Origin of the sequence: Flavobacterium aestivum, assembly GCF_026870175.2 — a bacterium.
In the GTDB taxonomy this organism is placed as follows: Bacteria; Bacteroidota; Bacteroidia; order Flavobacteriales; family Flavobacteriaceae; genus Flavobacterium; species Flavobacterium aestivum.
Genome location: NZ_CP113977.2, coordinates 399,650 through 423,324, shown reverse-complemented (window position 1 = coordinate 423,324; position 23,675 = coordinate 399,650). Strand labels below are relative to the sequence as shown.

Genomic DNA, 23,675 nt, shown 5'->3' with positions numbered 1-23,675 from the left:
GTATGTAGCTGTAAATAGCTTGTTCATTGGGCTTGTTTTGGTATATAGACGAATTAAAGCGGTATCTTAAAAATTAAAGAAGGGTTAGAGATAACTATTAATAATACATTTATAATGAAAACTAATTTGGGAATGACGTTTGGTTGGTTTTTAATTTCTAAATTTGTACCCTAGTTAAAAGGAATAAGCATTTAACATAAAATAAAATAGTATGGCATTAGCAATAACAGATGCTACTTTTGAAGAAGTAGTTTTGAAATCAACGCAACCAGTAATGGTAGATTTTTGGGCAGCATGGTGTGGACCTTGTAGAATGGTTGGACCAATCATTGATGAACTAAGCAACGAGTACGAAGGAAAAGTTGTTGTAGGAAAAGTTGATGTAGATGCAAACCAAGAATTTGCTGCAAAATATGGAGTTAGAAACATTCCTACGGTATTGGTTTTCCATAACGGAGAAGTAGTAGGAAAACAAGTTGGAGTAGCTCCAAAACAAACATATGCAGATAGCTTAGACGCATTGTTGTAATCTAAATTGAAATAATTAAAAAAGGTCTGACGAAAGTCAGGCCTTTTTTTGTGGTGTACATCAAGATTATGCTCTATTGTTTTTTATTCATTGAGTTTAACAATCTTTCAATCATTAAATTGTTTTAATCTTTCGATCTTTTTAAATACTTTTGAAAGATGAAGATTGAATCACAAATAGAAAAAATATCTAGTTTTCAGCATTTAGAATTGCTAGCCAATCAAGTGGTGGAAGGTTTTATTTCTGGAATGCATAAAAGTCCGTTTCATGGATTTTCGGCAGAATTTGCGGAACATAAAGTATATAATACAGGCGAGAGCACTAAACATATTGATTGGAAATTATTTGCCAAGACTGATCGTTTGTATACCAAATGCTTTGAGGAGGAGACAAACTTGAGATGTCATATTATTATTGATAACTCCTCATCGATGCATTATCCCAAATTGAAGAACGGTCAGTTGTTTTATGAAAGTAAAATAGGTTTTTCGGTATTGGCATCGGCAGTTTTAATGAATTTGTTGAAGAAGCAAAGAGATGCAGTTGGATTAAGTGTGTTTTCGGATAGTTATGAGTATTATGCGCCAGAGAAAGGAAGTGATCGTCATCATAGAATGATTTTGAACAAGCTGGAAGAGCTTTTGGATAATTCAAAAGAGAAAAAGCAGACGGATACAATTACTTATTTGCATCAGATTGCTGAGAAAATCCATCGTCGTTCGATGATTATTTTGTTTACGGATATGTTTCAGTCTGAAAATGAAGAAGCACTTTTCAGTGCATTACAGCATTTAAAACATGATAAGCATAAAGTAGTCTTGTTTCATGTGGTTGATAATGAAACGGAGCTTAAATTTGATTTTGACAATGCTCCAAGGAAGTTTATTGATGTAGAAACTGGAGATGAGGTAGTGGTTTTTGCCGATAATGTGAAAGAAGAATACGAAAAACAGGTGAGTGATTACTTCAAAAAGCTCGCTTTGACCTGTGCTCAAAACAAAATTAAGTACATTCCGGTTGGAGTAGGTGAAAGTTTTGAAAAAATTTTAATGACGTACTTGGTTGAAAAACAAAACTTTGGATAATATTACAAAAAAACATTTAAAATTCTTTGATAAAAGGCTTGTGTAAACGAAAATCTATTGTATCTTTGCCACCGCAATAAAGCAGAGGTTTGGTAGTTCAGTTGGTTAGAATACATGCCTGTCACGCATGGGGTCGCGGGTTCGAGTCCCGTCCAGACCGCTAATATTGGGGAAGCCTTTCGTAACAGAAAGGCTTTTTTTGCCAATATACAATATCTAAAGCTAGTTGTGTTGTTTTCTCGTCAAAGGACGAGATCGGTTTGTAGTTAGACCAATGAAAAGCTTTCCAATGCTTCTGAATTTATTCAGAATCTACGGATGGCTTTTTTGATTTTAAAGGGGTTCTAAAGGGATTTGAAATTTTTTTTTAATCTTGTGTTATAAAATAGTTGCGTAAACGAAAATCTATTGTATATTTGCACTCGCAATAAAACAGGGTTTGGTAGTTCAGTTGGTTAGAATACATGCCTGTCACGCATGGGGTCGCGGGTTCGAGTCCCGTCCAGACCGCAAATATTGTTTAAAGCCTTTCTTAACGGAAAGGCTTTTTTTTATGTATAATTTTAAAACAGTATGGCTTTATTTTGCCATACAATCCAAAGAAACAATCCCAGATACATCATACATACCACAAACTTCATAAATGAGGATGCTAAGAAGCCCAATAGTGAGCCTGTGGCAGCTTTTAGAGCGCGTTGATGATCTTTGTTGTCATAAATAAGTTCACCAATCAAAGCGCCAACAAACGGTCCTATTAGAAAACCCAAAGGAATAGGGGTGAAAATACCAACGACCAAACCAATATTGGTTCCCCAGATGCCATACGAACTCCCGCCAAACTTTTTGGTCCCTTTGGCGGGAATAATATAATCTAAAACGGTTAGTATAATAGTAATCAATAAGGAGATCCCGAGAATCCAATAATTAGCAGAAACGGCTGTAGTAAAGTATAATAATAGAATTCCAATCCAACTAATGCTTGGCCCAGGAAGGACAGGAAGGAAACTACCAAAAACTCCAACAACAACACAAGCGAAGCCTAATAACAAAAGCAGGATATCCATAAAAATATTTTTAGTAATTTTGATGCCGAAAATGCAATACACATTTCATATACGAATATGAGAAAAATAATTGTATTTTTATAAAACATATTAATTCCATTCAAAAAGTAAACATTGAAGCAGTATTCTCTTTTTTTAGTATTCATTCTTTTTAATTCCTGTCAATATTTTGACAAGCAAGTTCCTTCTGAAAAGGAATTGTTGCAAAAGGAATTGAAGGCAATCAATTGGAAAGAAGTTGATGAATACCCATCAGTTGTTGATTGTGAAAAAATTGAAGACAAAAAACAGCGTCAGCAATGTTTTTTTGAGGTTTTAACGCAATTAATACAGGAGAAATTGTGTAATGACACTCTAGCAATGCTTTACCCGGAGTTAGACACAATTGAAGTAAAAGTGACTATTTTTCCTAATGCAACAATGAAATTCGAACCGCAATTTCCCAAAGATTCGGTTGCTTATGATACCATAAAAATTGACAGTATCTTGAAAGCTCGTTTAGTAGATTTTCCTAAAATCAATCCAGCAATCAAACGCGGATTACCTGTAAAGACCCAATTTATACTTCCTGTAATTCTAAAAGTGGAGTAGAATATATTTTTGATTTTTACTTAATAGAGGTAATCAAAAATCTAAATTCTAAAATTTGCAATCTAAAATCTCCTCCCTTTCCATTCGTATTTTCCAAAAATAGAATACAAAGCAACAGCGGAACTGAAAAATGGATACCACAAACTACTTAAAAGCAAATAACGAATTTTGCGTTTAGTCAAGAAATGATTGGTTTGTGTTATTAATAGTCTGTCAATGCTAAATTTGATCAGGAAATATAAAACAATAAAAAAATAAGGTAGTAAATTAAAAAGAGTAAGAACAAAACAAGAAATAAAACTAAAATTCCCTATAAAAACAATCAGTCCCAACTTTTTTCCAAAACTACTTTGATAGGATGTGGTTTTAGAAGCCCAGCGAGCACGTTGGTAAAACAACGATTTCCAATCATTCGTAGGTTTTGTGGTTACAATAGTATTCTTCGATTTTAAATAAGCGACTTTTTCTGGGTATTTGGATATGGCTTTTTGTAACAAAAAAACATCATCGCCGCTGGCAATTGTATTATTGCCCTCAAAGCCATTTAGTTTTTGGAAAAATGATTTGGTGTAGGCAAAATTGGCACCATTGCACATAAAACCATTTTTAATTCCAAAACTGCCTATGGTTGCGCCCTGTAAACTAGCCAAATCCAATTGTTGGAAATGATGCAAAAAGGAGTTCTGGCAATCGTAGGTAACTGCACCTGCAACCATCGAAACGTGATTTAGCTGAATAAAATTATCTAAACTTAACAACCAATTTTTAGGAACCGCACAATCGGCATCGGTGGTGATGACCCAATCGGTTTTTACGATTTTCATGGCAGTTGTAATAGCATCTTTCTTGGGAGAATTTGAAATCCTAATATTGTCAATTAACGAAATTTGAAATCTAAAATCGTTAATCTCAAATTTTAAATCAGAAGCGTCATCAACCAAAATCACTTCAAATAAACTTGTCGGATAATTCAATTTCGAAAAGCTATCCAATAAAACCGGTAAATTTTCGGCTTCATTTCGAAAAGGAACAATGATGCTAAAGCTTGTTTTTGGCGTTAAGCCAAGGTATTCAAAAGAATTTATTTTGGTAAAACCAAAAATGAGCCAACCAATAGTAATCAGATAAACGAGCAAAATCGCACTAAAAATAATTGCAATCATACTTTATAGGATTAATTTGTTTTTACGGTTCCTTCTTTTGGGGTTTGAGATACTTTAAAATTCAATACATAATAACTTCCAATGGCTACAGGTAGAACAACGTTTAAAAACCACATTAGCGTAGAGATAAAAACCACTACCCACTCATTTACACCTAATATCCCAAAGAAGTAAACTGCCACACTGCCTTTTACGGCAAAGTCCAAAAACTGAAAAGTAGGCAATGAAGAAGCCAGAAAGTAAACACTGGTTATGGCTGACATTAAAATTAAATAAGGCAAATCAACATCAAAAGCTAAAAACAAAAAATAGCATTGGTGCGAGAAAACTATATATCTGAGAATTGCCAGAATGGTATTTTTTTGATGAATTGATTTTGGGATTTCATTGATTTTATGAATCAGCTTCTCGATAGAATACCCTTTGATATTGACTTTCTTTGAAAAAAATAATATTCCAAAAAGTAAAAAACAAATTCCAAAAAGGATAGCAATAGATTTTGGAGTGATTACATTGTATTGTGCATTGAAATACAATAATCCAAAAATGCCAAAAATTATGGTTAGAATCATTTGAATTCCGTTGCAAACCAAGTTTAAAAATACGACTTTTTTAGTATCTTTTTTATCAAAATACAATGCTTTTCCGGCATATTCGCCAACGCCGTTTGGTGTAAATAATCCCGCTGTAAGTCCTGCCAATACTTGTTTGGTAGCCTCGCCCAAAGAAATAGAATGAAGATAGGAAACCAAATATTTCCATTTTAAAATTTCGAATAAGCGGTTCAATACGCTCAATAGCAAAATAAAGCTGATTCCCAAAACCGACCAGTTTTTATGGAATAGTACCAAGAATTTTTGCCAGTCCAGTTTGTCGTTGTTGGCCAATTGGTTGTAAATAAAATAAAAGGCACCTCCAACAATCAAAAGTTTGATTAGAAGTACAAGGAATTGCTTAGTTTTGTGAGGTATTGAAATCATACCGCAAAGTAAAGGAAAAACTATAAGACTAAGCCAAGCAAAGGTCAATAGAGATTTACAAATTTTTTAGTTTGTTTATGAGCTCTAAACTTCGTGAAAACCTGTGCTAACTTCGGTTATCTTTGTGTAATATTTGAATGATACACATAAAACTAATTCTATAAAGAAATGGGCAATAACAAAACTTGGCACGAAAAACACAGAGAGGGATTAGGCTTTGGGAGTCGTTTAGCTGATTCTGTAGCCAAAGGCATGGGATCTTGGCGATTCATTATTATTCAAACTGTATTTGTAGGGGTATGGATGGGATTGAATGTTGTTGGTTATATATACCATTGGGATGCTTATCCTTTCATATTACTGAATCTTCTTTTCTCGACACAGGCTGCATATGCTGCACCGATTATTATGATGTCTCAAAACAGACAAAGCGAAAGAGACAGGGTTCAGGCACAATCTGATTATCAGACGAATGTTGATGCGAAGCTGGAAATTGAAGCTTTGGCAGTCCGGTTGGATAAAATCGAAACGGAAAAGTTAGATAAAATAATTAAGATGCTGGAAGAAATGGAAAATAATTCGACTAAGTAAATCAAAACAGCATCATTACCATAATTTAAAAATAGACCTTGACAGAAGAACGTATTATATTAGGAATAGATCCGGGAACCACTATTATGGGTTTTGGATTGATAAAAATTGTCAATAAGAAAATGCAATTTCTGCAACTCAACGAATTGCAATTATCTAAATACGACAATCATTACCAAAAACTAAAAATCATTTTTGAAAGAACTATAGAACTAATTGAGACCCATCACCCAGACGAAATTGCGATTGAAGCACCTTTTTTTGGCAAGAACGTACAATCGATGTTGAAGCTTGGGAGAGCGCAAGGCGTGGCAATGGCAGCAGGGCTTTCCAGAGGTATTCCCATTACTGAGTATGAGCCTAAAAAAATAAAAATGGCCATTACCGGAAACGGAAATGCCAGCAAGGAGCAAGTGGCGAAAATGCTTCAACAATTATTAGGATTAAAAGAATTGCCTAAAAATCTAGACAGTACCGATGGACTAGCAGCTGCAGTTTGTCATTTTTTTAATTCAGGAAGAGTAATTGGCGAAAAAAGCTATACTGGTTGGGATGCTTTTGTGAAGCAAAATGAAGATAGAGTTAAGAAATGAATCAATGAGTCAATATGACAATGAGATAATTTAATTGACGGATTATCTAATTTTCTAATTGACAAATTATCTAATTAAAATGAGCGGGATCTACATACACATACCATTCTGCAAGCAGGCTTGTCACTACTGTGATTTTCATTTTTCGACTTCAATGAAGAAGAAAGAAGAGATGGTTTTGGCTATAGCTAAAGAAATCAGAATGCGTAAAAGTGAGTTTAAAGATGAAATAGTAGAAACTATTTATTTCGGGGGAGGAACCCCATCTGTATTGCAGATTTCAGAACTAAGATTTTTGATTGACGAAGTATACAAAAATTACAAAATATCCGAAAACCCAGAAATAACAATTGAGGCGAATCCGGATGATTTATCGAAAGAAAGAATAATTGAATTGTCGGAAACTCCAATCAACAGACTAAGCATTGGAATTCAATCCTTCTTTGAAGATGATTTAATCATGATGAATCGTGCGCATAATTCAGCAGAAGCCAAAAAATGTTTGGAAGAAGCGACGAAATATTTTGATAATATTTCACTCGATTTGATTTATGGAATTCCGGGAATGAGTAACGAGAAATGGAAACAAAATATAGAAACAGCTTTGTCTTTTGATATACCACATATTTCGAGTTATGCTTTGACGGTAGAGCCAAAAACGGCTTTGAATAAACTCATTCAAACAGGAGAAATAGCTAAACCCAATGATGAATCGGCGCAAGAGCATTTTACGATTTTGGTGGAAACATTGGAGGCCAATGATTTTATCCATTATGAATTGTCAAACTTTGGGAAAGCCAATTATTTTTCAAAGAACAATTCAGCTTATTGGTTGGGGAAAAAATATATAGGAATTGGTCCTTCGGCGCATAGTTATAATGGTGTTACACGAAGTTGGAATATTTCGAATAATTCTCTCTATTTAAAATCTATTCAGGAAGATGTACTACCCAATGAAATTGAGATTCTTACCGTAGCAGATCGTTATAATGAATATATTATGACAGGTTTGCGAACGATTTGGGGAGTTTCTTTGGATAGAATCGAAGCTGAATTCGGAAGTAAATATTTAGATTATTTACTCAAGCAAGCTCAGAAATTCCTAAACGATGATTTACTTTTTATTGAAAATGCTATTTTGAAACCAACCCCAAAAGGAAAGTTTTTGACAGACGGAATTGCATCAGACTTATTTTACTTAAATTTGGAATAAAAATTAGATTGCAGATGATGTAGATGCGTATAAGACTGATAAAAAATCTGCAATAGAGTATCCGTAAAATAAGTGTTCAATTATGATAGCAACCATCAACAACGAATTTAAAATCGATTTATCAAAACCCATTGATATTTCGATTCCGATAACGAATACAGATGAGAATCCAATTGCTTGGTATATAGAAAAACCAGTGATAGAGCCTGTTGTTTTTGATGATTGGGTAGGCAAGGTTTCGGAAGGCAAATCGTCTACCAACTTCAATAATATTACTTTCAACCCGCACGGACACGGAACACATACAGAATGTTTAGGGCATATTACAAAAGAGTTTTACAGCATTAATCAATCGTTAAAGGAGTTCTTCTTTATGGCCGAATTGGTTTCAATCGTACCCGAGATGAAAGGGGAGGATTGTGTGATTACCAAAGATCAGATTAAAAGAGAGTTGAGTAGTTTGACTTTGCTAGATACAAAAATTGATGCTTTAATTATCCGTACGATGCCCAATTTTAAAATCAAAAAAACACTGAAATACTCGAATACCAATCCGCCTTATTTGGCAGAAGATGCGGCAATTTTTATTCGCGAAAGCGGAATTCAGCATTTATTAATCGATTTACCAAGTGTGGATAAAGAATATGATGAAGGTAAATTATTGGCTCATAAAGCGTTTTGGAATGTAAAAGATGTCATTAATTTAAATGCAGATGCAAGATTAAATAGTACCATAACCGAAATGATTTATGTTGCTGATGAGGTAGAGGACGGAATTTATGTATTGAATTTGCAAATAGCCTCCTTCGAGAATGATGCGAGCCCAAGTAAACCCATTTTATACCGTCCTTATGTTAGTTAATGGGTAAATAGAAATTTAAAATAAAACATTATGATTACCGTTTCTACAGATAAAAAGAAACTAGATGTACCATTTATTCAACATTTTTTGAAAGATATTTATTGGGCTGCCGGAAGAACAATAAAAGAGGTACAAGCCACAATTGACAATTCATTTTGTTTTGGAATTTATTTAGATGATAAGCAAATTGGCTTTGCCAGAGTAATTACTGATTATGTGGTTTTTGCTTATATGATGGATGTTTTTATAACCGAAGAACATAGGGGAAAAGGATATTCATCAATCTTAATTTCAGCGATGATGGAAGAACCGATTTTGAAAGAGGTTAAAATATGGAGATTGGCAACAAAAGACGCTCATTTTTTATATGAAAAATTTGGTTTTAAAGCATTGGCTTGTCCAGAAAGAATGATGGAGAAAATAGTATGATGAAAAAAGTATTATCTTAAATTAATTTGCATACTCTTAAATGTAATACATAAGATCAATAAAAATGAATATTATTAGCATATGAGAAAAGTTATAGCACTAGAGGAATTGGGGCTCTTTATACTTGGTATTTATTTTTTCAATCAATTGGAATATGCTTGGTGGTGGTTTTTGGTTTTAATTTTAGTACCGGATTTTTCTATGATTGGGTATATTTTTGGAGATAAAGTGGGAGCTTTTAGTTATAACTTAGTGCATCATAGGTGTGTTGCCATTGTAGTATACTTGATTGGGATTTATTACACCAATTCGGCAATTCAACTTTCAGGAGTGATTTTATTTGCACACTCCTCTATGGATAGGATGTTGGGGTATGGATTAAAATATGAAACAGGATTTAAGTTTACCCATTTGGGTGAAATTGGAAAATAATAAAAAATATGAACCTAGAGACCTATTATGAATATTGCCTTTCTAAAAAAGGAGTTACGGAACATTTCCCATTCGATGAAGATACTTTGGTCTTCAAGGTAGGTAGTAAAATGTTTGCTTTGTCATCTTTAATACAATGGGAAAAAGGAAGTCCATCGATAAATCTTAAGTGTGATCCGGAACGCGCACAAGAGTTACGTGCAGAGTACGATGCGATTCAGCCAGGTTATCACATGAGTAAAGTTCATTGGAACACTATTGCAGTAAATAAAGATGTCTCGGACTCTTTTGTTAAAGAATTGATAGACCATTCATATGAGTTGGTTTTCAAAAGTTTAACAAGGAAAATTCAAAACGAAATTATCGAATTAGAAAATTAGGCATTACTTTTGTATAAACAATTATAAAAAACACAGCAACTCAGCAAGATTATAAAAATGAAAGAACAAATTAAAAAGTTTTTAAACGAAGAACAAGATCCTAAAGCTATTGAAAAAGTAACCTCAAAATTGCAGGATATTTTAATGAAAAATGAAGAAGTAGGATATATTGCCGTACAAAAAAAACCAGGATTAACAGTGCTTCCGGATAGTATTGTATTGACTAATAAAAGAATTATCATTTGTCAGCCTAAAAATTTAGGTCTGTCTATGAATTTTATTGATTACACTTGGGATGATATTGAAGGTACTTTTGTAAAAGAAAATATTCTTGGATCTGAATTTTCTTTTTCTACTAAAACAGATATGCAGGTTTCGATAGATTATATTCCTAAGATTCAAGCTCGAAAAATATTTACATACGCCAAAGAGCAATTGGATATTTTGAAAAATGGAGCTGCTTCGGCTGCTCCAATTACTAATGAAGTTTTGGAGTCTTTAATTGGTGAAACAGAAATGATTGAAGAGATAGAAACAGAAGAAGTAACTGATTTTGCCGAAATAATGCCAGTTGTTTCTAATTATACTGAGCCTGTTGCAGAGCCAGTACCAGCTTCTGCAGAAAAGAAAGCTAGTGAACTGTCACAAGATGAGCTTTTTGCAAAACTTCAAAATTATAAAAAACTCCTTGATAACGGTTTGATTTTACAAGGTGAATACGATGCTCTCAAAAAAGAAATTTTGAGTCAGATGTAGTTTATTTAAATACTACTTATACAACAAAAGCCGACAATAATTAATTGTCGGCTTTTGTTTATTAGGTTTTTTAATAGGTAATACGTATTTTTAAACGTTTAATTTTCTGTATTGTAAAGGTGAGGTATGTTTCAGTTCTTTGAATTTCCTGTTAAAATTGGAAATATTGTTAAAACCACATAGTTCGGCAATCTCTATGACGGAAAGTTCACGATTTTTCAATAATAATTTACTTGCTCGTTCTATGCGAATATCAATTAAGAACTGAAAAAAAGTTTTATTGGTTCTTAATTTAAAATAGCGACAAAATGCATTTTTGGTCATATTAGACAAAGAAGCAATTTCTTCAAGAGAAATGTCTCGTTGATAATTGGTCATTACATAGTCAAAAACTAATTGCATTCTTTTACCTTCTCTATCGGTAAAAGGTTTGTCATAGATGAAATTGGAAAGGGCTATCTTCTCATGCTGACAAATGCTTTTGATTATTTTAAAAAATATCAAAAAGCGATCAAATTCACTGGCATTTCTTAGTTTTTTGAATTGATCTGCTGTTTTTTGTGAAATTTGATTTACTTTGAAACCGTTTTTTATGGCGGCAAAAAAGGGTTCAAGAGTTTTAAATTCTGGGAGATCAAAAAAATTGTTACCGAAAGAATTCGTTGTGAAAAATAAAGTCATCATGACTGATGTTTCATTAGTGTTGATTTCACTTCTAAACACATGGGGTAAATTGCTTCCCAGTACAACAACATTTCCTTTCTGGTAGCCAGTGATTGTGTCCCCAACTAGAATATTTCCTTCTCCATTGGCAATATAGCTAATTTGGATTTCTTCATGTTGGTGTAATTTTCCATAAAAAACAATCTCTCGATCTTCTTGGTAAATCAGAGCCTCTTCTTTAGGTTTTGGTATTTTAAAGGGGAATACTTTCATTTTTAGTGGTTTGGTTGTTTCAAATATAGGAATAATTTGCATATATTATTCAAAAATAACAATTTTTTTTATATATGTGGTAATATAATATTTCTTTTGGATAATTTATTGAATGTTTTATCTGTGTTAAATAATTAATTTTGAATAAAAAAAATTAGTGATTATGAGTATTCAATGGAAAGGCGTAATGCCAGCAGTTACAACTAAATTTACTGCGGACGATAAATTAGACTTCAACATGTTTGAAGTAAATGTAAAAGCACAACTGGAAGCAGGGGTTAGCGGGATAATTTTAGGGGGAACTCTAGGAGAGGCTAGTACCTTACTAGAAGAAGAAAAAAGAGAGTTGGTTAGAGGTACTGTTGGAATTGTTGGTGGGCAAGTTCCTGTTATTATGAATATAGCAGAACAAACGACTCGTGGTGCTATTGCAGCAGCTAACAAAGCAGAAGAAGATGGGGCAAAAGGTTTGATGATGTTGCCTCCAATGCGTTATACAGCTTCAGACTATGAAACAGTTGTTTATTTTTCAGAAGTTGCAAAAAACACTTCATTGCCAATTATGGTATATAACAATCCAGTTGATTATAAAATCGAGGTTACATTGGATATGTTCGAAGAGATGTTGAAATATGATAACATTCAGGCTGTAAAAGAGTCTACAAGAGATATTTCGAATGTTACAAGAATCATTAATCGTTTTGGGGATCGTTTGAAAATACTTTCTGGAGTAGATACTTTGGCTTTAGAAAGCATATTGATGGGATCTCATGGTTGGGTATCTGGTTTGGTTGATGCTTTTCCTGCTGAAACGGTTGCTATCTTTAATTTAGCTAAAGCTGGAAGAATAGAAGAAGCTTTAGCTATTTACAGATGGTTCTTGCCTTTATTAGAGTTAGATATTAATGCGCATTTAGTTCAGAATATTAAATTGGCAGAAGTAGCTACAGGTTTAGGAACAGAGTTTGTTCGTGCACCTAGATTGCCACTTCAAGGTGAAGAAAGAGAAAAAGTTTTAGCGATTATTGCTGAAGGACTTAGAACAAGACCAACATTACCAGATTACAAAAATTGTAACGGTAACGTGTTGGTGTAATTTTTTTTTAATTTTTTTAGATTGTTGGTTTTGGGGTAGCTCTTTTGTGGGCTACCCCTTTATTCAAAATTTTTATAGATACAGATATAAATAGTGATTTGGATTTATGTTTTATAGTTTAAATGTAAAAGAATCAAAATTAAATAACGAACAATGATAACAGGGAAAAATTATATAGGAAGCCAATTAAAGGCTAGTGGGGATAAAACTTTTAAAACTTTTAACCCTCAGTTAAACACAGAAAATCCATGGTCATTTGTTGAGGCAACTTCGGCCGAAATTGAAGAAGCAGCTGCTTTGGCAAATGAAGCTTTTAAAGTTTACAAAAACTGTACAGGCAAGGAGAAAGCAGCTTTTCTAAATGCAATTGCAGATGAAATTTTAGCAATTGGAGATCCATTATTAGATCTTTATTGTGCTGAATCTGGACTGCCTAGAGGAAGAGCCGAAGGAGAAAGAGGAAGAACGATCTTTCAATTGCGTTCTTTTGCAGATATGCTTATTGAAGGAAGTTGGTTAGAAGCAACATTAGATACTGCAATTCCGGATAGACAACCTCTTCCTAAAGAAGATTTGCGTAAAATGCTTGTTCCTATAGGACCTATTGTTGTTTTTGGTTCTAGTAATTTTCCATTTGCTTTTTCAACAGCTGGAGGAGATACGGCTTCTGCTTTGGCAGCAGGTTGTCCGGTTATTGTAAAGAGCCATTCAATGCATATTGGTACTGGAGAAATGGTTGCTTCAGCAGTTATCAAAGCAGCTCAAAAGACAAATATGCCTGAAGGTGTTTTTTCAAATCTTATAGGTAGTGGTGTTGTTGTTGGAGGTGCATTAGTAAGTCATCCACTTGTAAAAGGGGTTGGATTTACAGGAAGTATCAAAGGAGGTAGAGCATTATATGATTTAGCTTCACAACGTCCAGAGCCTATTCCGGTTTTTGCAGAGATGGGAAGTATAAATCCTGTTGTTGTTTTACCAAAAGCTTTAGAAAACGAAAGCAAAAAATGGGCAACAGTTTATGCTGGTTCAATCACATTGGGGACTGGTCAATTTTGTACTAATCCAGGATTGTTATTAGGTATAAAAGGAGAAGATTTAACTCGCTTTATTTCTGAGTTATCTACAGAAATTGAAAAAATTGCTCCATCATGTATGTTGCACCCTTCAATTCATGCCGACTTTAATCAAGGAAGAGAATTGTTGAAATCTCAAAGCGGAGTTCAAACAGTTGCTGAATATAAAGGTGAAATAGCACCTAATTTCGCTTCACAAACTTTGCTTACAGTAGAAGGAAAAACGTTCTTAGAAAATCCAACTTTAAGTCATGAAGTTTTTGGTCCGTTTTCAATCATTGTTCAGTGTGATGATGAAGCTCAATTGACTTCAATTATTGATCAATTAGCAGGACAATTAACAGCTACTGTTCTTGCTGAAGGATCTGAAATAGAAAATTACAAAGCTGTTATAGCAGCTTTACAAAATAGAGTAGGTCGAATTATTTTTAATGGAGTCCCAACTGGAGTAGAGGTTTGTCCATCAATGATTCATGGAGGACCATATCCAGCATCGTCAGATTCTAGATTTACAGCAGTCGGATTAGATGCAGTAAAACGTTGGGTTAGACCATTCAGTTATCAAAATTGGCCAAATGCTTTGCTGCCAATTGAATTGCAAGACGAAAATCCATTAGGAATTTTAAGATTAGTAAATAGCAAACAAACATATTCACATATAGAAAAATGTCAAGAAAAACCTTTTTTTGCGTAGATGCTCACACTTGCGGAAACCCTGTAAGAGTTGTTGCTGGTGGTGGGCCTAATCTTGTTGGAGACAACATGAGTGAGAAACGACAACATTTTTTATCCGAGTTTGATTGGATCCGAAAAGGGTTAATGTTTGAGCCACGAGGTCACGATATGATGAGTGGTAGTATTTTATACCCACCAAGTAATCCTGATAATGATTTTGGAATTTTATTTATAGAAACATCAGGTTGTTTACCAATGTGTGGACACGGAACTATTGGTACCATTACTATCGCTATAGAAGAAGGTTTGGTAACTCCAAAAGTTCCTGGAAAAATAAAAATGGAAGCTCCAGCAGGTTTGGTTGAAATCGAATACCAACAAACAGGTAAAAAAGTTGACTGGGTTCGTTTGACAAATGTGAAATCTTACTTGGCAGCCGAAGGACTAACAATTGACTGTCCGGAACTAGGTGAAATCACTTTTGATGTAGCCTATGGAGGAAATTATTATGCTATTGTAGATCCTCAAAAAAACTTTTCAGGGGTTCAGGATTTTACAGCTGCTAAGATTGTGCAATACAGTCAGGAAGTTCGTAAACGCATTAACGAAAAATATCCAGACTATTTTATACACCCAGAAAATGATACCATTCGCGACGTAAGTCATATGCTATGGACTGGAGATCCATTAGATCCAAGTTCTTCGGGTAGAAATGCGGTTTTTTATGGTGATAAAGCCATCGATCGTTCTCCTTGTGGAACAGGAACTTCAGCAAGATTAGCACAGCTTCACGCTAAAGGGAAATTAAAAGCAGGAGAAGATTTTATTCATGAAAGCTATATCGGTAGTAAATTTATCGGTAGAGTAGTAGAAGAAACCTCAATTGGAGATATAAAAGCAATAGTACCAAGCATTCAAGGATGGGCTAAAGTTTATGGATATAATAATATCATAATCGATAAAGAGGATGATCCATACGCATTTGGTTTCCAAGTAATTTAAAATAATAATCTATAAAATTCATTAGCCGTTGAACCGGTTTCAGGCTAATGAATTTTTACATTTATAATAACAATGAAAAAAGTAAGCATAGTAGGTGGAGGAATAATAGGGTTGTGTACAGCTTATTATTTAGCAAAAGAAGGCTATGAAGTAGTAGTTTTTGATAGATCAGATTTAAGTGATGGTTGTTCTTACGGTAATGCTGGAATGATTGTTCCGTCACATATTATTCCCTTGGCACAGCCAGGAATGATTGCTCAAGGTATCAAATGGATGTTTGATAGTCAAAGTCCTTTTTATGTGAAACCTAGATTGAGTTCTGATTTAATAAAATGGGGGATGCAATTTTACAAATACGCAAATCTTAAGCATGTCGAAAATTCGATGATAGCATTGCGTAATTTATCACTATTAAGTAAAGAATTGTATCGTGATTTTGCTCTTGAAAAGAATTCTTATTTTTATGAAGAAAAAGGACTTTTAATGCTTTATAAAACAGATAAAGTAGCAGAAGAAATTTGTCATGAAGCCAAGTATGCAGAACATTTGGGATTAGAAGTTGATTATCTTTCAAGAGCAGAAGTGGCTAAGTTGGAAGTAGGAACTAAAACTGATGTGATTGGTGCAGTACATTATAAGAGTGATGCACATTTGTATCCACAAAAGTTCATGCAATTTATAAAAGATGAATTAACTCGATTGAATGTTAAAGTTATATCTAATATTCAGGTAAAAGATTTTACATTGAATAATAATTCAATTTCTGAGATTATTACTGATAAAGGAACTTTTTCTACAGATGAGGTTGTTTTGGCTGCAGGATCTTGGAGCCCGGAAATTGCTAAAAAGTTAAATATTAAATTAAGCATTTTACCAGGTAAAGGGTATAGTTTTACTCTAAAAGATCAAGAGAATAAGCCTGCTATTCCAGCAATTTTGTGTGAAGGAAAAGTAGCTGTAACTCCTATGAATACAGATATTCGTTTTGGTGGAACTATGGAAATCACACACACCAATGACACGAAAATCAATGCGAAAAGACTTCAGGGAATTGTAAATAGCATTAATGAGTTTTATCCAGACCTAAAAGTAGATAGACCGGCAGAAAAAGATACGTGGTACGGATTTAGACCTTGTACGCCATCTGGAATGCCAGTAATTGCAAGAGATAAAAATATAAAAAATTTGGTATTGGCTACAGGGCATGCTATGATGGGATTAAGTCTTGCACCGGCTACAGGTAAAATAGTTACTGAAATAATTTCAGGAAAAGCGACATCTGTAAATACTAATATGTTTCAAGGTTAATTATGAGATACGCAACTATATCATCTTCTTTATTTGAAAAAAATAGAGATAATTTTTGCGAGGAAATGTCTTCCAATGCAATTGCTATCCTTTCATCTAATGATGTAATGCCTACTAATTGTGATGATGTAATGGGTTTTGCACAAAACAATGATTTATTTTATCTATCAGGAATTGATCAAGATGAAACTATATTATTGTTATATCCAGATGCTTATAAAGAAGAAAACAGAGCAATTTTATTTGTAAAAGAAGTAAGTGAGCATTCTAAGTTGTGGGAAGGTGATTTTTTGACCAAAGAAGAAGTATCTCAAATTTCAGGAATTAAAAACGTAAAATGGGTTCATGAGTTTGAGAAAACATTACAACTTTTCGCTTTTGAAGCCGACACTTTTTATTTAGGACATAATGAACATATAAAAAGAGTCACTTCTGAAATGACTACTAGGCAGGATCGCATGATACAGTGGTGTAAAGAGAAATATCCTTTACATCAGTATGACAGAGTAGCAAAAATAACACGACAATTAAGACCTGTAAAATCCGATGAAGAAATTGAACTTATAAAAAAGGCAATTTCTATAAGCATTGAAGGATTTAAAGGACTTTTGAAAGCGGTTAAGCCAAATTGTAAAGAATACGAATTAGAAGCAGAACTTACTTACGAATTGATTAAAAATGGCGGAACACGTCATGCCTTTAAACCAATTATGGCTTCTGGTAAAAATGCGTGTGCGCTGCATTATAACTCAAACGACGCTATATGCAATGATGGAGACATGGTTTTAGTCGATTTTGGAGTATGCTACGGAAATTACAATTCGGATACTACAAGATGTGTTCCTGTAAATGGAAAATTTTCACCTCGCCAGCGAGATGTATATCAGTCAGTATTGAACTGTTTGAAAGAAGGATCTAAGCTGATAAAGCCAGGAGTTCTGCCTAAAGATTATGAAAAACAAATGGCATCTTTGGTAGAAAATGAATTACTAGAACTTGGTTTGATCACTAGAAAAGAAATTGCTGCACAAAATCCTGATTTTCCGGTTTATAAAAAATACTTTATGCACGGTACAGCTCACCATTTAGGATTAGATGTTCACGATGTTGGACTTTATTCCCGTCCTTTCGAAAAAGGAATGGTGCTTACTTGCGAACCGGGAATTTATATTCCAGAAGAAGGTATCGGTTGCCGATTAGAAAATGATTATCTACTTACTGAGAATGGTAATTTTAATTTAACAGGGGCTTTACCAATTGAGATTGATGAAATTGAGTTTTTAATGAATAGTTAAAAGTGATAATAGTGTAGAATATTTTTTTAAAATAATAAAAAAACTGGAATGATTCATTCCAGTTTTTTTTTGTCCAATATTTAATACTTTATAAGTAAAGTATTATAAATGTGTTTTTTGGATCATAACGTGATAATATACAATTATTTAATGTTAAAATAATATTGACTGACTGATTGCTTATTCTATATTTTTATAAAAAAATGATACAGTATTTTATAACGTGGAATTGTAGCCATTTGTAAATCTGTATTTTAAAAGGATTGGTGTTATATAAATAACCTATTTTGTTTAGATTTTTATGATCTAAATGAAAGTATAATTTCATCCTTTTTTAGATTTTTTTGAATTGTGTAATGTCTTTTTTTTAAGAGTTGACAATAAAAAAAGTTGCATAAAAACTAACCCCAAAAACAAAATTTAATGAAACCAAAAAACTACTTAGCATTAGTTTTTTTCTTTTTATTGACTTTGAATTCTTTCGCCCAAAAAAATGCCATAGGTTGCGGAACAAAGCTATCTGAAAAGGAAGAAGCTATTTTTAGACAATCGTTGTCTAAATTAGAAAGCTTCAAAAGAGCTAATAAAACCAAAAGGACTGCTTTAGATCCGTATGTTATTCCCGTAGTATTCCATATTTTAACAGACGGAAAGGGATCTCTTACTAAAGCAAAAATGAAATGTAGGATAGATGATGCTCTCCTTATTGCAAATAAAGATTTCAATGGTTTGTTTCCAGAATTTAATAATACAGATCCAAGATTTGATGCTGTAAAATCGAAATTACCTATTCAATTTGTTATGGCAACTGTTGATCCTGATGGTAATTATATGGAAACAGCTGGATTGGATTGGCATGCAGATGCTCATGTTACTGACGGATATGACGAAAGGAAATTCGATTATATGTGGTATGGTAAAAACGGAAAATACTATTTAGATGTTGTAATAGTAGATGAGCCTAATACTGGCCAGGGAACCAGTGGTTCCGGACATGCTTTTTTACCTTATCAGAATGTACGCCCACACGTAACTTTTAACTATGGTTTTATAGGAAGCACTTGTGGTTCTTGGTCATCTCCAACTTTTGCAAAAGTATTTACTCATGAATTAGGCCATTATTTTGGATTGAAGCATACTTTTCAAGATAATTGTGATCCTATTAATGATGGTATGGCAGATACACCTCCAACAACTCAAGCATTTGGTTGTGAGAGAAATAAGCTCAACAGTTGTGGGGTATATGCCAATCTAGAAAATCATATGGATTATAATACAGATTGCCAAAACATGTTTACTAAGGACCAGGTAAATGCTATGACGCGTTGGCTTGAGGATAAAACTGATGGTTATTATCCTAGAGGGTTTTTATGGCAAACAGCTAATCTTGTTGCTACTGGAGTTATATCATCTGCTCCTATTGCTAATATTTCAAGTAACAACACATCTATTTGTGCAGGAAAGTCTATCCTTTTTAAGGATATATCTAAGGGATTACCAACAACAAGAACTTGGACATTCGAAGGAGGAACGCCTGCAACTTCTACAGCGATGAACCCTACGGTAGTGTATAATACGACAGGTAAATATAAAGTAACATTATCAGTTTCTAATTCAATAGGTAATGATACTAAAGAAATAGTAGATTATATTGAAGTTGGTCAGAAATCAACTTCGAATTTATCTGAAAGTTTCACAGGTACTTTTCCTCCAAGGGGATGGAGTATTACCAATCCTGATGATGGTCTAACTTGGGAAAAACGTAAGGACTTAGGAAATGGAGATTCAACTTGTATGATAATGAATAATGCCGACAATTCCGTTCTTGGGGCTATGGATTATATAAGGTTGCCGTTTTTTGATTTTTCATCAGGGACAAATAGTCAAATGTATTTTGATATTGCCTATACTAAATTTGATGATGCGAGTCCAGATGTACTTAAGATACAAGTATCGACAGATTGTGAAGCTACGTGGCAGGATGTATATTCTAAAACGCATACACAACTCCAAACTACAGAAGTGCCTACCGAATTAGCAAACGATTGGAAACCTACAAAGGCTGAAAATTGGAGAAAAGAGGTGGTAGATCTTAGCCAGTATGTAGGGCAATCGAATGTAGCTATCCGTTTTGCTAATAAATCAGGATACGGGACTAGAATTTGGGTAGATAATGTAAATGTAGTTGTCAATAACAGTTCAACTCCAGTTTCGGATTTTACATCTAATGTGAGAAAAACAAATTGTAATAGTTTGACAGTGCCATTTTTAGATACTTCTTTAGGGAACCCTACATCTTGGGCATGGACATTTACAGGAGGAACACCAGCAACATCTACAGTAAAGAACCCAGTAGTTACTTATAATTCGCCAGGTGTTTATCCGGTAACTTTAGTGGCTTCAAATACGAATGGAACAGGAACTCCCGTAACCAAAAACGGTTTTATTACCGTAGCGAATCCGGAAACAACTTCATTTACAGAAGGATTTGAAGGTACTTTTCCTCCTGCAGGCTGGGAAATTACTAACACGGATTATAGCTTGACTTGGGAAAAACGTGCAGATGTGGGACATAATTCTGCTTCTTGTATGATTATGAATGACGCTGATAATAAAGCAGGGAAGATAGATGAAATTACTATGAGTCCTATGAATTTATCTAACGGGATAACAGATTTCTCTTTTGATATTGCGTATGCTAAATTTGATAGCAAAAGTCCGGATGTTTTGGAGGTGTTAATTTCTAAAGATTGTGGAGTTACTTGGGATAAACTATACTCTAAAACTCACACTCAGTTAGAAACAGCGACAAGTAATGATCCAAACAATTGGATTCCTACTTTAGATTCTCAATGGAGAACGGAGAGAATCTTATTAGGAAACTATAAAGGACTACCAAATGTATTAATTAAGTTTAAGAGCATTTCAGGGTTTGGTTCTAGAATTTGGATTGATAATGTTAAATTCACTTTTGATAGTAAAGAAAAACCTTATGCTGATTTCAATGCGAGCACTACAAGTACTAAATGTACTAGCACGAATATTGTATTTTCTGATTTCTCAACTGGAGAACCAACTTCTTGGAATTGGGCTTTTGAAGGAGCAACACCTGCAACTTCTACAGAAAAGAATCCGGTAGTAACATATAATACACCAGGATCTTTTAAAGTTAGCTTAACAGCAACGAATGTTAATGGTACAGGTATTGCAACAGAAAAAGCGGGATATATTACAGTTGTTAAGCCGGATGGAGTGTCTTTTACACAAGATTTTGAGGGTACTTTTCCTCCAGCTGGATGGGAAATTAGCAATCCAAAAGATAATTTAACTTGGGAGAAAAACACAAAAGTGGGTCATAATTCATCTTCATGTATGGTTATGAATGAAGCGGATAATGAAGCTACTGATGTAGATGAAATAATGTTACAACCGGTAGATTTATCCAAAGGTGTTACAGACTTTTCTTTCGACTTGGCCTATGCAAAATTCGATGATGTAAGTCCAGATATGTTAGAAGTTTTAATGTCTAAGGATTGCGGAGTTACATGGGAAAGTGTATATGAGAAAACGCACACAGTATTAGCAACTGCTGTTGCTGTTAACGATCCAGATACATGGATTAATGAAATAAATTTATGGACTCCAACAACTGATTCAGATTGGAGAACAGAAAGAATTTTGTTAACAAAATATAAAGGAGAGCCTAATGTGCTAATTAAGTTTAGAGCGACTTCTGGATATGGTTCTAGAATTTGGATTGATAATGTGAAATTTAATTTTGACAGTAAAGAAAAACCTGTTACGGATTTTGTTGTAAAAGGGAAAAGTTCTTGTAGTGATTTACCAATTGAATTTAATGATGTTTCTACAGGAGAGCCTACCTCTTGGTCTTGGACATTTCCTGGAGGAACGCCAGCTACATCAACGAGTCAAAATCCGAAGGTAACCTATAAAAATCCAGGTAGTTATGGTGTTACTTTGGTGGCTACAAGTGCTTTAGGTACGGGTAATAAAGCGATTAAAAAAGATTTTATTATTGTTAAACCGAAGAATGAGCTTCCTTTTACGGAAAATTTTGCAAGCGATTTTCCTATTCAAGATTGGGAGGTACTTAATGTAGATAGTGACCCAATTACTTGGGAAAAAAGTATTAAAACAGGAAGAGGTGATTCAAATTGTTTGGTAATAAACAATGCTGATGCTGAAGCAGGTAAGATTGATGAATTGATTTTAAAATCAATGGATTTTTCATCTATTGAAACACCGTATTTACATTTTGACTTAGGATATACAAAATATTTGAGTGTTAATGATCCAACACCTGCACCAGATAAAATTGATATTTGGGTTTCTTCAGATTGTGGCGCTAATTGGACAAATGTGTATTCTAAAGATCATGATGAATTACAGACCGTTTCTCCTCCTATACAAGATAATCCAGCTACAACTGGACAAAATGAGACTAATGATTGGGTACCAACTCATGATTCAGATTGGAGAAATGAGCTAGTAGATTTAAGCGTTGTTAAAAATCAACCGAACGTTCTTATCAAGATCATAAATACTTCAGGATATGGAACTAGAATTTGGTTTGATAATTTTAATATAAATGATTCTCCAGAAGCTGACCCTATTGGAGCTACAATTTCTCAAACTCCGGTAACTTGTAATAGTGGTGCTGATGGTAATGATGGAATGGCCAGTGTAATTGCGGCTGGAGGTACAGGTGCCCTAACTTATTTATGGTCACCTTCTGGTGGGACAGCGGCTACGGCTACAGGACTTACCAAAGGAGAGTATACCTGTACAATAAAAGATGCTAGCATGAGAACACTTGTAAAAACAATCAAAGTAGGAGCGGCAGTTGATACTTTTCTTACGATGACATCAGGTATTATAACGGTTAATCAGCCTGGAGCAACTTATCAATGGTTTAAATGCTCTGGAACTAGTACGAGTATTGATGGTGCAGTAAATCAATCTTTTGAGCCTGTAGAAAATGGAGACTATAAAGTTGAAGTTAGTTACGATGGGTGTACAGCTACATCAAGTTGTATTACTTTTACATCATTAAGTGTTTCAGACTTTGAGGCAAGAAAAGAATTTGTTGTTTATCCTAACCCAAGTTCTGGTATTGTGAATTTTAAATCTGATTTTGATGGGGAATTCCGTCTTCTTAATCAATTAGGTCAAACCATTAAAACTTTTAAAGTGAAATCGGATAGTGATAATGCAGTAAATTTAGAGCAACTTAACGATGGAGTTTATTTCATTCATGGTAAGAGAGGAACTAAAGTGGTAACTAGAAAATTGATTATTAAGAAGTAATTATTATACCATATTTTTATGAGATAAATATTTAGTAAAGACTTGCAAAGTTATATTGACTTTGCAAGTATCAATAAAATAATTTTGAAGACAAGTCTAATTTTGAAGACTGTTTTTCTTAATTTGTTTTAATAGTTTTATTGCCAATTTTGTCTGCCTGATTAAAGACGTTTTTTGTTACTTAAAAGTAAAAAAAGACATTTTTTCAGGCAGAAAATTGTTTTTATATAAGCCAAGTAATTTTTTTAAACATTTGAAGAGTGTTTAATTTTAACGAGTAAGTTTAATTTTAAT

At 33.7% G+C, this 23,675-nt stretch carries 21 protein-coding genes and 2 tRNA genes; 19 read left to right on the top strand and 4 right to left on the bottom strand.

The window, feature by feature from the left end:
- Positions 1-211 precede the first annotated feature (211 nt).
- The 4 genes from trxA to OZP08_RS01855 all read left to right on the top strand — a co-directional run bounded on the left by trxA (position 212) and on the right by OZP08_RS01855 (position 2,124).
- Positions 212-529, top strand: a complete 318-nt coding sequence (trxA, locus tag OZP08_RS01870; protein WP_077377586.1) for a thioredoxin — start codon at positions 212-214, stop codon at positions 527-529.
- Between the two features lie 158 nt (positions 530-687).
- On the top strand, positions 688-1,614 hold the full coding sequence (locus tag OZP08_RS01865; protein ID WP_268848058.1) for a DUF58 domain-containing protein: 927 nt from the start codon (positions 688-690) through the stop codon (positions 1,612-1,614).
- 86 nt (positions 1,615-1,700) lie between these two features.
- A tRNA-Asp gene (locus OZP08_RS01860) sits at positions 1,701-1,774 on the top strand.
- Between the two features lie 276 nt (positions 1,775-2,050).
- A tRNA-Asp gene (locus OZP08_RS01855) sits at positions 2,051-2,124 on the top strand.
- A 53-nt stretch (positions 2,125-2,177) separates the two neighbouring features.
- Here the strand turns inward: OZP08_RS01855 and OZP08_RS01850 are convergent.
- Entirely contained in the window at positions 2,178-2,678 is a 501-nt protein-coding gene (locus tag OZP08_RS01850; RefSeq protein WP_268848057.1) for a DUF456 domain-containing protein, read from the bottom strand.
- Positions 2,679-2,792: 114 nt separating this feature from the next.
- Between OZP08_RS01850 and OZP08_RS01845 the strand changes: the two genes are divergently transcribed.
- A complete protein-coding gene (locus OZP08_RS01845) occupies positions 2,793-3,269 on the top strand; it encodes a hypothetical protein (RefSeq protein ID WP_268848056.1) in 477 nt (158 codons plus the stop codon).
- Between the two features lie 62 nt (positions 3,270-3,331).
- Here OZP08_RS01845 and OZP08_RS01840 read toward each other — a convergent pair whose 3' ends face one another.
- Entirely contained in the window at positions 3,332-4,432 is a 1,101-nt protein-coding gene (locus OZP08_RS01840) for a glycosyltransferase family 2 protein (RefSeq protein ID WP_268848055.1), read from the bottom strand.
- An 11-nt stretch (positions 4,433-4,443) separates the two neighbouring features.
- Entirely contained in the window at positions 4,444-5,412 is a 969-nt protein-coding gene (locus OZP08_RS01835) for a lysylphosphatidylglycerol synthase transmembrane domain-containing protein (protein WP_268849416.1), read from the bottom strand.
- A 168-nt stretch (positions 5,413-5,580) separates the two neighbouring features.
- On the opposite strand from OZP08_RS01835, the gene OZP08_RS01830 reads away from it, so the two are divergent.
- The 8 genes from OZP08_RS01830 (at position 5,581) to OZP08_RS01795 (ending at position 10,668) form a co-directional block, all read left to right on the top strand.
- Complete coding sequence (locus tag OZP08_RS01830) at positions 5,581-6,003, top strand: DUF1003 domain-containing protein (protein WP_281322858.1); 423 nt, start codon at positions 5,581-5,583, stop codon at positions 6,001-6,003.
- A 38-nt stretch (positions 6,004-6,041) separates the two neighbouring features.
- A complete protein-coding gene (ruvC, locus tag OZP08_RS01825) occupies positions 6,042-6,596 on the top strand; it encodes a crossover junction endodeoxyribonuclease RuvC (protein WP_281322857.1) in 555 nt (184 codons plus the stop codon).
- Between the two features lie 79 nt (positions 6,597-6,675).
- The gene (hemW, locus tag OZP08_RS01820) at positions 6,676-7,809 is read left to right on the top strand and encodes a radical SAM family heme chaperone HemW (RefSeq protein ID WP_268848053.1); all 1,134 of its coding nucleotides are present in this window, start codon (positions 6,676-6,678) and stop codon (positions 7,807-7,809) included.
- An 82-nt stretch (positions 7,810-7,891) separates the two neighbouring features.
- Complete coding sequence (locus tag OZP08_RS01815; RefSeq protein WP_268848052.1) at positions 7,892-8,671, top strand: cyclase family protein; 780 nt, start codon at positions 7,892-7,894, stop codon at positions 8,669-8,671.
- Positions 8,672-8,701: 30 nt separating this feature from the next.
- The gene (locus OZP08_RS01810; protein WP_281322856.1) at positions 8,702-9,100 is read left to right on the top strand and encodes a GNAT family N-acetyltransferase; all 399 of its coding nucleotides are present in this window, start codon (positions 8,702-8,704) and stop codon (positions 9,098-9,100) included.
- A gap of 81 nt (positions 9,101-9,181) precedes the next feature.
- Complete coding sequence (locus tag OZP08_RS01805) at positions 9,182-9,532, top strand: DUF4260 domain-containing protein (RefSeq protein WP_268848051.1); 351 nt, start codon at positions 9,182-9,184, stop codon at positions 9,530-9,532.
- Positions 9,533-9,540: 8 nt separating this feature from the next.
- Positions 9,541-9,912, top strand: a complete 372-nt coding sequence (locus tag OZP08_RS01800) for an MmcQ/YjbR family DNA-binding protein (RefSeq protein ID WP_268848050.1) — start codon at positions 9,541-9,543, stop codon at positions 9,910-9,912.
- Positions 9,913-9,969: 57 nt separating this feature from the next.
- Positions 9,970-10,668, top strand: coding sequence for a PH domain-containing protein (locus OZP08_RS01795; protein ID WP_268848049.1), 699 nt, complete (start codon positions 9,970-9,972; stop codon positions 10,666-10,668).
- A 90-nt stretch (positions 10,669-10,758) separates the two neighbouring features.
- Here OZP08_RS01795 and OZP08_RS01790 read toward each other — a convergent pair whose 3' ends face one another.
- Positions 10,759-11,604 (bottom strand): AraC family transcriptional regulator, encoded by an 846-nt coding sequence (locus OZP08_RS01790; protein ID WP_268848048.1) that lies wholly within the window; start codon positions 11,602-11,604, stop codon positions 10,759-10,761.
- Between the two features lie 163 nt (positions 11,605-11,767).
- Here OZP08_RS01790 and OZP08_RS01785 point away from each other — a divergent pair, with 163 nt between their 5' ends.
- The 6 genes from OZP08_RS01785 (at position 11,768) to OZP08_RS01760 (ending at position 23,381) form a co-directional block, all read left to right on the top strand.
- Positions 11,768-12,700, top strand: coding sequence for a dihydrodipicolinate synthase family protein (locus OZP08_RS01785; protein ID WP_281322855.1), 933 nt, complete (start codon positions 11,768-11,770; stop codon positions 12,698-12,700).
- 153 nt (positions 12,701-12,853) lie between these two features.
- The gene (locus OZP08_RS01780; RefSeq protein ID WP_268848047.1) at positions 12,854-14,467 is read left to right on the top strand and encodes an aldehyde dehydrogenase (NADP(+)); all 1,614 of its coding nucleotides are present in this window, start codon (positions 12,854-12,856) and stop codon (positions 14,465-14,467) included.
- A complete protein-coding gene (locus OZP08_RS01775; protein ID WP_268848046.1) occupies positions 14,440-15,450 on the top strand; it encodes a 4-hydroxyproline epimerase in 1,011 nt (336 codons plus the stop codon). Before OZP08_RS01780 ends, OZP08_RS01775 begins: the two co-directional genes overlap by 28 nt.
- Positions 15,451-15,522: 72 nt before the next feature.
- On the top strand, positions 15,523-16,758 hold the full coding sequence (locus OZP08_RS01770; protein ID WP_281322854.1) for an NAD(P)/FAD-dependent oxidoreductase: 1,236 nt from the start codon (positions 15,523-15,525) through the stop codon (positions 16,756-16,758).
- A 2-nt stretch (positions 16,759-16,760) separates the two neighbouring features.
- Entirely contained in the window at positions 16,761-18,053 is a 1,293-nt protein-coding gene (locus OZP08_RS01765; protein ID WP_281322853.1) for an aminopeptidase P family protein, read from the top strand.
- A gap of 423 nt (positions 18,054-18,476) precedes the next feature.
- Entirely contained in the window at positions 18,477-23,381 is a 4,905-nt protein-coding gene (locus tag OZP08_RS01760; RefSeq protein WP_281322852.1) for a PKD domain-containing protein, read from the top strand.
- Positions 23,382-23,675: the final 294 nt, after the last annotated feature.

What these genes read in the sequence shown, in the direction of transcription:
- OZP08_RS01865 (WP_268848058.1), top strand. Translation starts at nt 688, where the DNA reads ATGAAGATTGAATCACAAATAGAAAAAATATCTAGTTTTCAGCATTTA.
- OZP08_RS01790 (WP_268848048.1), bottom strand. Translation starts at nt 11,604, where the DNA reads ATGAAAGTATTCCCCTTTAAAATACCAAAACCTAAAGAAGAGGCTCTG.
- OZP08_RS01785 (WP_281322855.1), top strand. Translation starts at nt 11,768, where the DNA reads ATGAGTATTCAATGGAAAGGCGTAATGCCAGCAGTTACAACTAAATTT.
- OZP08_RS01830 (WP_281322858.1), top strand. Translation starts at nt 5,581, where the DNA reads ATGGGCAATAACAAAACTTGGCACGAAAAACACAGAGAGGGATTAGGC.
- OZP08_RS01805 (WP_268848051.1), top strand. Translation starts at nt 9,182, where the DNA reads ATGAGAAAAGTTATAGCACTAGAGGAATTGGGGCTCTTTATACTTGGT.
- OZP08_RS01765 (WP_281322853.1), top strand. Translation starts at nt 16,761, where the DNA reads ATGAGATACGCAACTATATCATCTTCTTTATTTGAAAAAAATAGAGAT.
- OZP08_RS01775 (WP_268848046.1), top strand. Translation starts at nt 14,440, where the DNA reads ATGTCAAGAAAAACCTTTTTTTGCGTAGATGCTCACACTTGCGGAAAC.
- OZP08_RS01815 (WP_268848052.1), top strand. Translation starts at nt 7,892, where the DNA reads ATGATAGCAACCATCAACAACGAATTTAAAATCGATTTATCAAAACCC.
- OZP08_RS01850 (WP_268848057.1), bottom strand. Translation starts at nt 2,678, where the DNA reads ATGGATATCCTGCTTTTGTTATTAGGCTTCGCTTGTGTTGTTGTTGGA.
- OZP08_RS01840 (WP_268848055.1), bottom strand. Translation starts at nt 4,432, where the DNA reads ATGATTGCAATTATTTTTAGTGCGATTTTGCTCGTTTATCTGATTACT.
- hemW (WP_268848053.1), top strand. Translation starts at nt 6,676, where the DNA reads ATGAGCGGGATCTACATACACATACCATTCTGCAAGCAGGCTTGTCAC.
- OZP08_RS01760 (WP_281322852.1), top strand. Translation starts at nt 18,477, where the DNA reads ATGAAACCAAAAAACTACTTAGCATTAGTTTTTTTCTTTTTATTGACT.
- OZP08_RS01770 (WP_281322854.1), top strand. Translation starts at nt 15,523, where the DNA reads ATGAAAAAAGTAAGCATAGTAGGTGGAGGAATAATAGGGTTGTGTACA.
- OZP08_RS01800 (WP_268848050.1), top strand. Translation starts at nt 9,541, where the DNA reads ATGAACCTAGAGACCTATTATGAATATTGCCTTTCTAAAAAAGGAGTT.
- OZP08_RS01780 (WP_268848047.1), top strand. Translation starts at nt 12,854, where the DNA reads ATGATAACAGGGAAAAATTATATAGGAAGCCAATTAAAGGCTAGTGGG.
- trxA (WP_077377586.1), top strand. Translation starts at nt 212, where the DNA reads ATGGCATTAGCAATAACAGATGCTACTTTTGAAGAAGTAGTTTTGAAA.
- OZP08_RS01810 (WP_281322856.1), top strand. Translation starts at nt 8,702, where the DNA reads ATGATTACCGTTTCTACAGATAAAAAGAAACTAGATGTACCATTTATT.
- OZP08_RS01835 (WP_268849416.1), bottom strand. Translation starts at nt 5,412, where the DNA reads ATGATTTCAATACCTCACAAAACTAAGCAATTCCTTGTACTTCTAATC.
- OZP08_RS01795 (WP_268848049.1), top strand. Translation starts at nt 9,970, where the DNA reads ATGAAAGAACAAATTAAAAAGTTTTTAAACGAAGAACAAGATCCTAAA.